At 70.0% G+C, this 11,831-nt stretch carries 9 protein-coding genes; 5 read left to right on the top strand and 4 right to left on the bottom strand.

The features are described from left to right. Positions 1–18 precede the first annotated feature (18 nt). Positions 19–1,062, top strand: coding sequence for a cupin domain-containing protein (locus ACT53U_RS18680; RefSeq protein ID WP_476157357.1), 1,044 nt, complete (start codon positions 19–21; stop codon positions 1,060–1,062). A 711-nt stretch (positions 1,063–1,773) separates the two neighbouring features. Beyond that, on the top strand, positions 1,774–2,976 hold the full coding sequence (gene pcaF, locus ACT53U_RS18675) for a 3-oxoadipyl-CoA thiolase (RefSeq protein WP_476157356.1): 1,203 nt from the start codon (positions 1,774–1,776) through the stop codon (positions 2,974–2,976). On the opposite strand, the gene ACT53U_RS18670 is transcribed toward pcaF, so the two are convergent. The 4 genes from ACT53U_RS18670 to ACT53U_RS18655 form a co-directional block, all read right to left on the bottom strand. Continuing rightward, positions 2,977–3,453, bottom strand: a complete 477-nt coding sequence (locus ACT53U_RS18670) for a threonine/serine exporter family protein (RefSeq protein ID WP_476157355.1) — start codon at positions 3,451–3,453, stop codon at positions 2,977–2,979. It lies immediately after the preceding gene. Then, complete coding sequence (locus ACT53U_RS18665) at positions 3,450–4,271, bottom strand: threonine/serine exporter family protein (protein ID WP_476157354.1); 822 nt, start codon at positions 4,269–4,271, stop codon at positions 3,450–3,452. The genes ACT53U_RS18670 and ACT53U_RS18665 overlap by 4 nt, the downstream gene beginning before the upstream one ends. A gap of 82 nt (positions 4,272–4,353) precedes the next feature. Beyond that, positions 4,354–6,498, bottom strand: coding sequence for a phosphate acetyltransferase (gene pta / locus ACT53U_RS18660; RefSeq protein ID WP_476157353.1), 2,145 nt, complete (start codon positions 6,496–6,498; stop codon positions 4,354–4,356). A gap of 15 nt (positions 6,499–6,513) precedes the next feature. Beyond that, positions 6,514–7,752 carry an acetate/propionate family kinase gene (locus ACT53U_RS18655; protein ID WP_476157351.1) on the bottom strand — a complete coding sequence of 413 codons (1,239 nt, stop codon included), beginning with the start codon at positions 7,750–7,752 and terminating at the stop codon, positions 6,514–6,516. Between the two features lie 746 nt (positions 7,753–8,498). Here ACT53U_RS18655 and ACT53U_RS18650 point away from each other — a divergent pair. The 3 genes from ACT53U_RS18650 to ACT53U_RS18640 all read left to right on the top strand — a co-directional run bounded on the left by ACT53U_RS18650 (position 8,499) and on the right by ACT53U_RS18640 (position 11,827). Then, complete coding sequence (locus ACT53U_RS18650) at positions 8,499–8,708, top strand: hypothetical protein (protein ID WP_476157350.1); 210 nt, start codon at positions 8,499–8,501, stop codon at positions 8,706–8,708. A gap of 346 nt (positions 8,709–9,054) precedes the next feature. Beyond that, positions 9,055–9,861 (top strand): crotonase/enoyl-CoA hydratase family protein, encoded by an 807-nt coding sequence (locus ACT53U_RS18645; protein WP_476157348.1) that lies wholly within the window; start codon positions 9,055–9,057, stop codon positions 9,859–9,861. A 112-nt stretch (positions 9,862–9,973) separates the two neighbouring features. Next, positions 9,974–11,827 (top strand): feruloyl-CoA synthase, encoded by a 1,854-nt coding sequence (locus tag ACT53U_RS18640; protein ID WP_476157346.1) that lies wholly within the window; start codon positions 9,974–9,976, stop codon positions 11,825–11,827. Positions 11,828–11,831: the final 4 nt, after the last annotated feature.

The following is an 11,831-nucleotide window of genomic DNA, read 5'->3' as shown; positions in this document are numbered from 1 at the left end:
CTCCGGAGGAAACGCACGATGTCCGAACTCGGAAGGCTGGAAGACCTGCCGCTCGACTACCGCCAGGGCCTGACGGCGCGCAATCTGGTGCCGCTGTGGCCGGCGCTGCGGGCGGCACTGCCCTACGGCATCCCGTCGCGGCGGACGAAGCCGATCCTGTGGCGTTACGCCGACGTGCGGCCGCAACTGCTGGAGGCCGGTCGCCTCACCCCGATCGAGAAGGCCGAGCGCCGCGTGCTGGTGCTCGCCAATCCCGGCCTCGGCCTCGACAACATGCAGGCGACGCCGTCGATCTACATCGGCATGCAGCTGATCCTGCCCGGCGAGACCGCGCCCAACCATCGCCACTCCCCCTCCGCCGTGCGTTTCGTGGTGGAAGGCGAGGGCGGCTTCACCATCGTCGAGGGCGAGAAGTGCCCGATGGAGCCGGGTGACCTCATCCTCACCCCCTCGGGCCTGTGGCACGAGCACGGCCATGCCGGCACCGGCCCGGTCGTGTGGATGGACGCGCTCGATCTGCCGATGGTCTATGCGCTCGAGGCTTCCTACTGCACCGAAGGCGCGCCGCAGACCCCGCGCAACGAGGCCGACGGCTCGCAGACCCGCTATCGCCGCGCCGGCCTGCTGCCGTACTCGGCGGTGACGCGGCCGCGGGCGAACTATCCGCTGGTGCGCTTCCCCTGGCGCGAGGTGAAGGCGGCGCTCGCCGATCTGGAGAGCGTCACGCCGCGCGGCGAGGCGGTGCGGCTCGCCTACGTCAACCCGGAGACGGGGGCGGAATGCATGCCGATCCTCGGCTTCTCGGCGATCCGCCTGCGCCCCGGCGAGACGCTGCGCCTGCCGCGCCACTCGGCCTCGGGGGTGATCAACGTCGTCGACGGCGCCGGCACGGCGCGGATCGACGGGGTGGAGCTCGCCTTCGAGCAGTTCGACACGATGGCCGTGCCGACCCACGCCGAGGTCGAGATCGAGAACGCCTCGGCCACCAAGGCGGCCCATCTCTTCGTCGTCGACGACGCCCCGATGCAGCGCAAGCTCGGCTTCTACGAACTGTTCGGCTGAGATCGGTCGGACGGGACCATGCGAAGGGGCGGCACCCGGAAGGGTGTCGCCCCTTCGACGTTTCGGATGGGGATCGGCAGGCGGAGTCCTGCCCGTCGTGGCGGCATCCCGCGACGACTCGACCTCCGCGCAACCCGGAAGAGATGCGGATCGATGCCCTGCGCGATCCTTCGAGACGCGCCTGCGGCGCTCCTCAGGATGAGGCTCTGAATTTCCGAGTGAAAACAAACGCCTCATGCTGAGGAGGGCGCCCAGCGGGCGTCCGTCTCGAAGCATCGCGCACGGCATCGAACCCGGTTTCACCGCGTTATCCGCCGATCTTCCGCCCTCCCGCGTCTCGTCCGACGGCTCCGCGTCCTGCGCCCCTCGCTCGGCGTCCCGCGGCCCCCATCTCAATCTTCCCCCGTCCCCCCGCTCCCACCCGTGTCGTCCCCTCACGCTGTTCGAAATACGAACTCTGATCGTCGATGCGAACATCGCATTGGACGCCGGGCGGCGGTCATGGAACCATTTCGGCATCGGCAGGCGCGGCCCGTCGGCGTCTCGCCGCGGCGGTGCCGGCAGGCAGCAGGCGCGAGGCGTCGGATCGGGTGGACGCCCGACCGTCGCGACCGCTCCGACCGCCGCCGATTGCACCAGACATTCGACCCCGGCGAACCGGGGCGCGGCATCAGGCCGGCGGGACGGCCACCGAGGAGGGAAACGCATCACATGGCCGAGGTCTTCGTCTGTGACTACGTCCGCACGCCGATCGGCCGCTTCGGCGGGGCGCTCTCTTCCGTTCGGGCCGACGATCTCGGCGCCGTGCCGCTCAGGGCGCTCGCCGCCCGCAACGCCGGGCTGGATCTCGACGGCGTAGACGACGTGATCTTCGGCTGCGCCAACCAGGCCGGCGAGGACAATCGCAACGTCGCGCGCATGAGCCTGCTGCTCGCCGGCTTTCCCGTCGCGGTCTCGGGCACGACGGTCAACCGGCTCTGCGGCTCCGGCATGGACGCGGTGATCATGGCGGCCCGCGCCATCAAGGCCGGCGAGGCCGATCTGATGATCGCCGGCGGCGTCGAGAGCATGTCGCGCGCACCCTTCGTCATGCCCAAGGCCGAGACCGCCTTCTCGCGCGCCGCCGAGATCCATGACACGACCATCGGCTGGCGCTTCGTCAATCCGCTGATGAAGGCGCAGTACGGCGTCGATTCGATGCCCGAGACGGCGGAGAACGTGGCGGAGGATCATGGCATCTCCCGCACCGATCAGGACCTTTTCGCCTGGCGCTCGCAGGAGAAGGCCGCAGCGGCCCAAGGCAACGGCCGTCTCGCCGCCGAGATCACGCCCGTGACCATCCCGAAGCGCAAGGGCGATCCGGTGGTGGTCGATCGCGACGAACATCCGCGCGCCACCACGCTGGAAGCACTTTCCGCCCTGCCGGCACCATTCCGCAAGGGTGGATCGGTCACCGCCGGCAATGCGTCGGGCGTCAACGACGGCGCGGCGGCACTGATCCTCGCCTCGGATGCGGCGGCGAAGCGCCACGGTCTGACGCCGATCGCCCGCGTGCTCGGTGGAGCTGCGGCCGGCGTGCCGCCGCGCGTCATGGGCATCGGCCCGGCGCCGGCGTCGCAGAAGCTCCTCGCCCGGCTCGGTCTCTCGGTCGGCGATCTCTCGGTGATCGAGCTCAACGAGGCCTTCGCCTCGCAGGGGCTGGCGACCCTGCGCGCCCTCGGCATCGCCGACGACGCGCCCCATGTGAATCCCAACGGCGGCGCCATCGCGCTGGGCCATCCGCTCGGCATGTCGGGCGCGCGCATCACCGGCACGGCGGCGCTGGAACTGGCGCGCACCGGAGGCCGTTATTCGCTCTCCACCATGTGCATCGGCGTCGGCCAGGGCATCGCCGTGGCGCTCGAGCGGGTGTGATCAGAAGCCGCGATTGCGCGTCATGTGGGTCGGCACGGCGAGGCCGGCGCCGATCGCGCCCAGGGTGAAGACGACGCGCAGCAGCGCTTCCGACGAGGAGACCATCAGCGCGCCGGGGTCGGCCGCACCCGGCGTCGTCAGGGCGAAGAAGCCGAGCAGCGCCTTGCCGAAGAAGGCGCCCGGCACCATCGGAATGCAGCCGGCCAGCCCGATCGCGTCGGCACCTTCGCCGCGTTCGCGCACGAAGAAGACGACGAGGCTCGCCGCCGTGAGCGCCGCGACGAAGGACGCGGCCTCCAGGCTCCACTGTGCCGAGAGGCACACCGTGCGCACCGCGAGCGCCAGAGCGCCCGCCCCCGCGCACCAGCGCAGGTTGGCGCGGCCGAAGTTGAACAGCACGCCGAAACCGACGGCCGCCACCGCGCCGAAGAACGCCTGATGGCCGATGGTGAGGAGAAGGGGCGGGATCGCGGTCACGAGAAGGTCCTCATCAACGCGTTGGCGCACCAGATGCCGGTGGTGGAGAAGACCATGATCATGGCGACCACCACGGCGCGGGCCGAGCCGACCGTCGGGAAGCCCTCCATGATGTCCATCTGCGCGTTGGTCGCCGGCACGCCGGGGACGAGCAGCAGCGTCGAGGCCATCAGCGCCATCTCGACGCTGCCGGAGCCGAGCAACTTCGCGCCCCAGCCGCCGATCGAGCCGGCGGTGAAGGCGACCAGCGCCGCCATGACGTGAAGGTTGATGCCACGCCGCAACAGATGATGGCGCCCGAGCTGGCCGATCGTTCCGCCGACCCACACCGGCACGAAGCCGAGCCAGTCCATGCCGAGCAGCCGGCCGAAGGCGGCGCAGGCGAGGCCGGTGGCGAGCGCGATGACCATCGGTGAATGATGCGGCGTCTCGCGCACCAGCCGGTCTAGGCCCGCCTGGACGTCGGCGGCGGTGCCGCCGGTCTCGCGGATCTCGAGGGCATAGCGGCGCAGCGCCAGATCGAGCCGGTGGTTGACCGCGTGGCGGCCGACCTCGGACATGCGGGTGATGGTGATCGAGCCGACGCCGACGGTCGCCGCCAGCGAGGCATAGCCGCAGCGCACCCCGACGCTCTCGGCGCCGAGCCCGAGGGCGACGAGGCGGATGCCCTCGCGCACCACGCCGACGCGGGCGCCGCATTCCATCATCAGCCGACCGAGGCGCAGCGCCGCGTTGGCGATCTGCTCGAGATCGCGATGGCGCGCCGGCACCGACGGATCGGGATCGGCGTCGGCCGCCGTGGCCTCGGGCGTGGTCATGGGCGCTCCGTCGTGAGGTCGGCCGGCGCGAGCCGGCCGAAGAGCGTCGCAGAGAAGGGATCGCGAGTCGAGATCCCCATCCTCACTCCGCCGCGGCGTCGAGCGTCGTGGCGGCACGCTTGGCGGCGCCGTCGCCGGCCTCCGCCTGGATGGCGGTCAGCGCGATCGTGTAGACGATGTCGTCGACCAGAGCGCCGCGCGACAGGTCGTTGACCGGCTTGCGGAGGCCCTGCAGCATCGGGCCGACCGAGACGACACCCGCCGAACGCTGCACCGCCTTGTAGGTGGTGTTGCCGGTGTTGAGGTCGGGGAAGATGAAGACGTTGGCGTGTCCCGCGACCGGGCTGCCCGGCGCCTTCTGGCGGCCGACGCTCTCGACGGAGGCCGCGTCGTACTGGATCGGGCCGTCGACCGCGAGGTCGGGGCGACGCTCCTTCACCAGACGGGTCGCCTCGCGCACCTTCTCCACGTCCTCACCGGCCCCCGAGGAGCCGGTCGAATAGGAGATCATCGCGACGCGCGGCTCGATGCCGAAGGCGGCGGCCGAATCGGCCGACTGAATGGCGATCTCCGCCAGTTCCTCGGCATTCGGGTTGGGGTTGATGGCGCAGTCGCCGTAGACCAGCACCTGATCCGGCATCAGCATGAAGAACACCGACGACACGATCGACGAGCCGGGCGCGGTCTTGATCAGCTGCAGCGCCGGGCGGACGGTGTTGGCGGTGGTGTGGACGGCGCCCGAGACGAGGCCGTCGACGTCGCCTTCAGCCAGCATCATCGTGCCGAGCACGACGGTGTCCTCGAGGCCCTTCTCGGCCTGGACGGCGGTGAGCCCCTTGGCCTTACGGCGCTCGACCATCGGGGCGACATAGGCGCCGCGAGCCGTCTCGGCGTCGAGGATCTCGACGCCGTCCGGCAGGTCGATTCCGTGGTCGGCGGCGACCGCACGCACCGTCTCCGGCTTGCCCAGCAGGACGCAGCGGGCGATGCCCTTCTCGGCGCAGATCGCCGCCGCCCGGATGGTGCGGGGCTCGTCGCCTTCCGGCAGGACGATGCGCCGGTCGGCGGCGCGCGCCGCCTCGACCAGACGATGGCGGAACACCGGCGGTGGCATCAGCGCCTCGACCGGCAGGTTCATCCGCGACAGCAACGGTTCGACGACGATCTGCTCGGCGACGAAGGCGATGACGCGCTCCATCCGCACCGCATCGTCGCGGCCGACGTGGCTCGACAGGTTGGCGAGCTTCGTCGCCGTGGTGAAGGTGTCGTCCTCGGTGCCGAGCTGCGGCAGGCGATCGAGCGGCGGCAGACGCAGCAGTGCCTCCATCTCCGGCGCCGGGCGCGAACCGCAGGTGAAGAGCAGACCGGCGAGCGGCATGCCGCGCTGGGCGACCAGCGCCGTGGCGAGGATGGCGTCGGAACGGTCGCCGGGCGTGACGACGAGCGTGTCGGGGCGCAGATGACCGATCAGCTTCTCGCAGGAGCGCGCCGCCACCAGATGCGCCTGGGCGCGGGCTGTGGCGATGTCGCCGCGATGGAAGACCTCGAGGCCGAGCGCTTCGGCGATGTCGAGGATGCGTGGCGCCGACAGTTTCGAGGCGGTCGGCACGGCGGCGATGATCGGCACCTCGGCGCCGCTGTCGAGCTTCAGCAGGCGGGCGGACGCGAGCGTCGCGGCATGGGCCGTGGTGCAGTGGTTGATCAGCACACCGGCGATCGGCCGGCGGCCGTCGTCGCCGTACTGCTCCATCGCCGCCGCGGTCTTGGCGGCGAGCTTGGCGGGATCGCGCGAGTGGCCGATCATCACCGGCACCAGATCGGCGCCGAGCGAGCGGATGATCTCGATGTTGAGGCGGGTGGCGATCTGGAAGTCGGCGTCGGGGATCAGGCCCTCGACGATCACCACGTCGTGGGTCGCGCGCACCGTCTCGGCCAGCGCCACCACTTCTTCCATCAGGTCCGACAGCCGGCCGGCGCGCACCATCTGGGCGGCGTGGTCGAAGGGGATCGGCTCGGGCGTCTGGGTGCCGCAGAGCGTGCGGGCGAAGTGCGAGGCGAGGTCGGTGTCGCCGACGATCGCCTCGGGCTGCACGATCGGCTTGAGGAAGCCGACCTTGACGCCCGCGAGCTGCAGCGCCCGGACGAGGCCGAGGGCCATCGAGGTGAGGCCCGGCTCGCTCGAGACCGGCACGAGGTAGAAGGTGTGACGGGCGGTGGCGGCGTTCATGGTTGGCTCCGGGGATCAGACGGCTTCGGCGGAGAGTTCCGGCTCTTCGTCTTCGATGTCGAGGCCGACGAGGCGGGCGGCGTCGGCGGCGATGAGGCCTTCCTCGTCGGTCGGTATCACGGCGGCGAGGGTGGCGCGACCGCGACCGATGACCCCTGCCTTGCCGCCGAAGGTCGCCGCATTGGCGTCCTCGTCGACCACGAAGCCGAACACCGCGAGATGCTTCAGCGTCATCGCACGGATTCGCGCCGAATTCTCGCCGATGCCGCCGGTGAACACCAGGGCGTCGAAGCGCGGCAGCGAGGTCGCCAGCGCGCCGACGTAGCGGGCGAGGCGATGGACGAAGACGTCGAGCGCCAGCTTGGCGCCTTCGTGGCCCTCGTCGGCGGCGGCCTCCAGCGTGCGGCAGTCGTTGGACAGTTCGGAGATGCCGAGGAGCCCGCTCTCCTTGTTGAGCATGGCGTCGAGCTGGAAGATGTCCTTGCCGGTGACGCGGGCGATGTGGGCGACGGCGCCGACGTCGATGTCGCCGGAACGGGTGCCCATCACCAGACCCTCGAGCGGCGTCATGCCCATCGAGGTGTCGACCGAGCAGCCGTTGACGACCGCAGTCGCCGAGGCGCCGTTGCCGAGATGGGCGACGACGATGCCGTGATCGACGGGGTCGAGGCCGAGGACGCGTACCGCCTCGGCGGAGACGTAGCGATGCGACGTGCCGTGGGCGCCGTAGCGGCGCACTGCGTGTTCGCGGGCATAGACGCGCGGCACGGCGTAGGTGTAGGCGGCCGGCGGCATGGTCTGATGGAAGGCGCTGTCGAAGACGACGACCTGCGGCACGTTCGGCATGGCCTCGATGCAGGCCCTGAGGCCGATCAGATGGGCCGGATTGTGCAGCGGCGCCAGCGGCGCGAGCTTCTCGATGTCGGCGATCACCCGGGGCGTGACGATCACGCTCTCCTTGAAGATGTCGCCGCCCTGGACGACGCGATGGCCGACGACGGCGATGCGATCGAGCAGGCCCTCGTGGTCGAGGTGGGCGAAGAGGGCGGCGATGGCGCCGGCGTGGTCGCCGCGCGTCAGGTCGGCGATGGTCTTGGCGCCGTTCTCCTTGACGACGATGCGGGCCTCGGGAAGCCCGAGGCATTCGGCGATGCCCGAGACCAGCGCTTCGCCGCCGCCGGCCGGCAGAAGCGTGAACTTCATCGACGACGAACCGGAGTTCACCACGAGGACGAGGCGTGACGTCTGCGACATGGACAGGCCTTTCGGGCAGGCGACCGAGCGGGTCGCTACTCATCATATGACTTGGCCAATGTGATACCAAAGTAGGAATACTTTGGTATCAGTAAAGACCCCAGTCGGGGTCTCGACGAAGGCCACGGGCCACGCCATTTTCGCGGGCCGGCCATGCGTTCGACGGCTTCTCCGCCCATGGCCGGGGATGTCGCAGCCGGCATCGGTCGACACGCGGCGGCGCAGCGGCCCGGCCCATGGGTGATCGGCCCATGGATTCTCTCGCGCGACCCTCGCGGCCGACACGTTCTACGTCACGGCTCTCGTCGCCGACGAGTCGGTCGATCGTCGCGCCTCGTCAGTCTACTCCAGCTCGACGACCGGCGGCAGCGCACTGCGACCATCGGACGAAGGTCTTCCCGGACGCGATCGCCGTCCGCCACACGTGCGTGCGAGATCTGCCGTCGAAGACGGCGCGGACGACTTCCGACCGGCCGTCACGATGTTTCTTATACGATCGTATTATTCATCGGCTCTTGCTCGGACGCGCAGGTGCCGACAAGGATCGTCGTGAGGCGATCGTGTACGATATCGAGCGGATTGGGCGCTCGTACAGTCTCCGATCTCGCCGACGAATTGCCGCCGACGCGGATCGCCTTCCGTCGATGTCGCCGACATCTCCGGAGCGAGCGACCTCTCGCCCGACCTGCCGACGCCACCGGCCATACGACTGAGTGAGGCGTGCCATGCACGACGAAGTCGATACGATGAACGATCGCGATCTGAGCGAGTGGCGCCGTGGTGCGATCGCGGCCGAATCCGCCATTTCCGCCGCGCGTCGCAGCCGGGATTGGGAGGCGCTCGACCTTCTCGCCTCCGCCATGGGCCTCGGCCAGTCGCCCGCCGACCGTGGCGCCTGGGCGGCGATCTGCGATGCCCTGTGCAACGGCGGGCTGGTCCGCGGCGCCGCCGAGTAGGCCGCCCCGTACGTCGACGATCCGTCGCGCCGCCGCACGCGCGACCCTCGCGGCGCGGCGTCCGTCCGTTCTGCCCCGGCCTTCCGATCCGCTGGCCGCCGACGGCTCTGCCGCGCCGGCGGCGTCCTCGCCCGCTGCCCGGGGGCTTCGGAGCGTCTCTTCGGTCCTTTTCCGGTCCGGACGAAGGTGCGGCGTGTCGTCGCGCACGGCCTCTCGTACCGGTTGACGCGGCTCGCGCGGGCTCATCCGTGTTTCTCCGCATTTTGCCGGATGGGATCGCTTGACAGATCGAGATTGTTATAGAAAATAACTATTACAAAAATGAACATCGAGGAGCGAGATGCCCGTGACCCAATCCTCCGCGGCGGCGGCGGTCGCCGCCGGATCGCCGATCGTGGTCGAGCGGCGCGGCGACGTGCTCGTCGTCGGGCTCGATCGCCCCGCCAAGCGCAACGCCATCAACGACGAGACGATCGAGGCGCTCGACGAGACCTTCTCGACGGTTCCCCCCGACGTCCGCTCGGTGGTGATCCACGGCATCGGCCCGAACTTCTCCGCCGGCCTCGATCTCTCGGAGATCTCCGAGCGCGACGTCACCGAGGGCGTGTTCCATTCGCGTGCCTGGCATCGCTGCTTCGAGAAGATCGAGTTCGGCCGCGTGCCTGTGGTCGCGGTCCTCAAGGGCGCGGTGATCGGCGGCGGCCTCGAACTCGCCTGCGCCGCCCATGTCCGCGTCGCCGAGACGAACGCCTTCTACGCGCTCCCCGAGGGTCAGCGCGGCATCTTCGTCGGCGGTGGCGGTTCGGTCCGCCTGCCCAAGCTGATCGGTGTCGCCCGCATGGCCGACATGATGCTGACCGGCCGTACCTATTCGGCCGCCGAGGGCGTGCCGCTCGGCTTCTCGCAGTATCTCGTCGAGGACGGCGCGGGCTTCGAGCGCGGTTTGGAACTCGCGACCAAGATGTGCGCCAACGCCCCCCTCACCAACTTCTCGGTGATCCAGGCGCTGCCGCGCATCGCCGATGCCGATCCGCGCGTCGGCTATCTGATGGAAAGTCTCGTCTCCGCCGTCGCCCAGGGCGACCGCGAGGCCAAGGGCCGCGTCCGTGACTTCCTCGAGAAGCGCGCCGCCAAGGTTTCCCGTCCGGACTGACCGGACGCGGAGGAACACCCGACGAGCCGGACGAACCGGCCGTCGATGCCCGAACGGGGCACGAGGAAACGAGGAGCCGACGCGGGGACCCGCGCGCTCCGGGGAGGGAACCATGAACGCCATGATACCGGCGATCGCGCCGATGCGTCTCTTCGGCAGGCTCGACCCCGTCGTCGAGAGCCGCCCCGACGGCATCATCGTCGTGCGCTCCGCCAAGCCGCTGCCGCACTATTCCGCCTCGCTGGTCGATCGGCTCGAACACTGGGCCAAGGTCACGCCGCACCGGGTGTTCCTGGCCGAGCGCGACCAGACCGGCGGCTGGCGCGAACTGACCTACGGCGCCGCCTTCGAACAGATCCTGCACATCGGCGCGGCGCTGCTCGCCCGCGACCTGTCGGTCGACGAGCCGGTGCTGATCCTGTCGGGCAACGGCATCGACCACGCGCTGCTCAGCCTCGCCGGCATGGCGGTCGGCGTGCCGACCTGCCCGATGTCGACGGCCTATTCGACCATCTCGCAGGACCTCGGCAAACTCGCCTATGCGATCGATCTCCTGACCCCGCGGCTGGTCTTCGCCTCCGACGGCGTCACCTTCGGACGCGCCCTGAGGCTGGCACGGAGCCGCGGCATCGAGATCGTCGTCTCCGACGACACCGCCGCCGAACTCGGTGCCACCCGTTTCTCGAGCCTCGTCGACCGGCCGATCTCCTCCGCCGTCGTCTCGGCGCGTTCCGAGGTCGGCGCCGACACGATCGCCAAGTTCCTGCTGACCTCGGGCTCGACCGGCTATCCGAAGGCGGTGACCAACACCCAGCGCATGCTCTGCGCCAATCAGGCGATGCTCGCCGAGGCGCTGGCCTTCCTCAAGGACGAGCCGCCGGTGCTGGTCGATTGGCTGCCCTGGGCGCATACCTTCGGCTCCAACCACAATTTCGGCATCGCCCTCTACAACGGCGGCACGCTCTACATCGACGAGGGCAAGCCGATCCCGGCCGGCATCGGCGCCACCATCGCCAATCTGCGCGAGATCGCCCCGACCATCTACTTCAACGTCCCCAAGGGCTTCGAGGCGCTGCTTCCGCACCTCAGGGCCGACGCCGACCTGCGTCGGCAGTTCTTCTCGCGGCTGAAGCTGATGTTCTATGCCGGCGCCGGCCTCTCCAAGCCGATATGGGACGCCTACCGCGAGTTGGCGATCGAGACGGTCGGCCGGCCGATCGCCTTCACCACCTCGCTCGGCTCGACCGAGACCGCGCCGGGTGCCCTCATCGGCGTGCGCGACGCCGATCGTCCCGGCATCGTCGGCGTGCCCCATCGCGGCGTCGAGCTGAAGCTCGTGCCCAACGCCGGCAAGCTCGAGGCTCGCCTGCGCGGCCCCAACATCACGCCCGGCTACTGGCGCCGCCCCGACCTGACGCAGGGGGTCTTCGACGCCGAAGGCTTCTATCTGATGGGCGACGCGCTGCGTCTCGCCGAGCCCAACAACTTCGCCGCCGGTTTCGAGTTCGACGGCCGCGTCGCCGAAGACTTCAAGCTGGCGACCGGCACCTGGGTCTCGGTCGGACCGCTCCGCACCGAGTTCGTCGGCCGCTTCGACCCGCTGGTCAAGGACGCCGCCGTCACCGGTCACGATCGCGACCACGTCGGCATGCTGGTCTTCCCCGACGAGGTCGAGACGCGGAAGCTCGCGCCGCATCTCCCCCCCGAGACGCCCTTCGACGAAGTCCTCTGCGACCAGATGGTCAAGGACGTCTTCCAGGAGCGGCTCGCCGAACTCGCCCGCGAGGCGACGGGGTCGTCGACCCGCGTTACCCGGCTGGCGCTGCTCTCCATCCCGCCGTCGATCGACCTCGGCGAGGCGACCGACAAGGGTTCGCTCAACCAGCGCGCCGTGCTCGCCAACCGTGCCGCCGACATCGAGGCGCTCTATGCCCCCGACGCCGCGCCCCACGTCGTCCGCATCTGAGGGA

Source organism: Pinisolibacter sp. DMC19 (assembly GCF_056313985.1).
The sequence above is the reverse complement of the archived record's forward strand: the minus strand, read 5'-3'. Positions and strand labels throughout refer to the sequence as shown.

Coding starts and splice junctions, on each gene's coding strand:
- ACT53U_RS18680 (WP_476157357.1), top strand. CDS start 19: ATGTCCGAACTCGGAAGGCTGGAAGACCTGCCGCTCGACTACCGCCAG.
- pcaF (WP_476157356.1), top strand. CDS start 1,774: ATGGCCGAGGTCTTCGTCTGTGACTACGTCCGCACGCCGATCGGCCGC.
- ACT53U_RS18665 (WP_476157354.1), bottom strand. CDS start 4,271: ATGACCACGCCCGAGGCCACGGCGGCCGACGCCGATCCCGATCCGTCG.
- pta (WP_476157353.1), bottom strand. CDS start 6,498: ATGAACGCCGCCACCGCCCGTCACACCTTCTACCTCGTGCCGGTCTCG.
- ACT53U_RS18655 (WP_476157351.1), bottom strand. CDS start 7,752: ATGTCGCAGACGTCACGCCTCGTCCTCGTGGTGAACTCCGGTTCGTCG.
- ACT53U_RS18650 (WP_476157350.1), top strand. CDS start 8,499: ATGAACGATCGCGATCTGAGCGAGTGGCGCCGTGGTGCGATCGCGGCC.
- ACT53U_RS18640 (WP_476157346.1), top strand. CDS start 9,974: ATGAACGCCATGATACCGGCGATCGCGCCGATGCGTCTCTTCGGCAGG.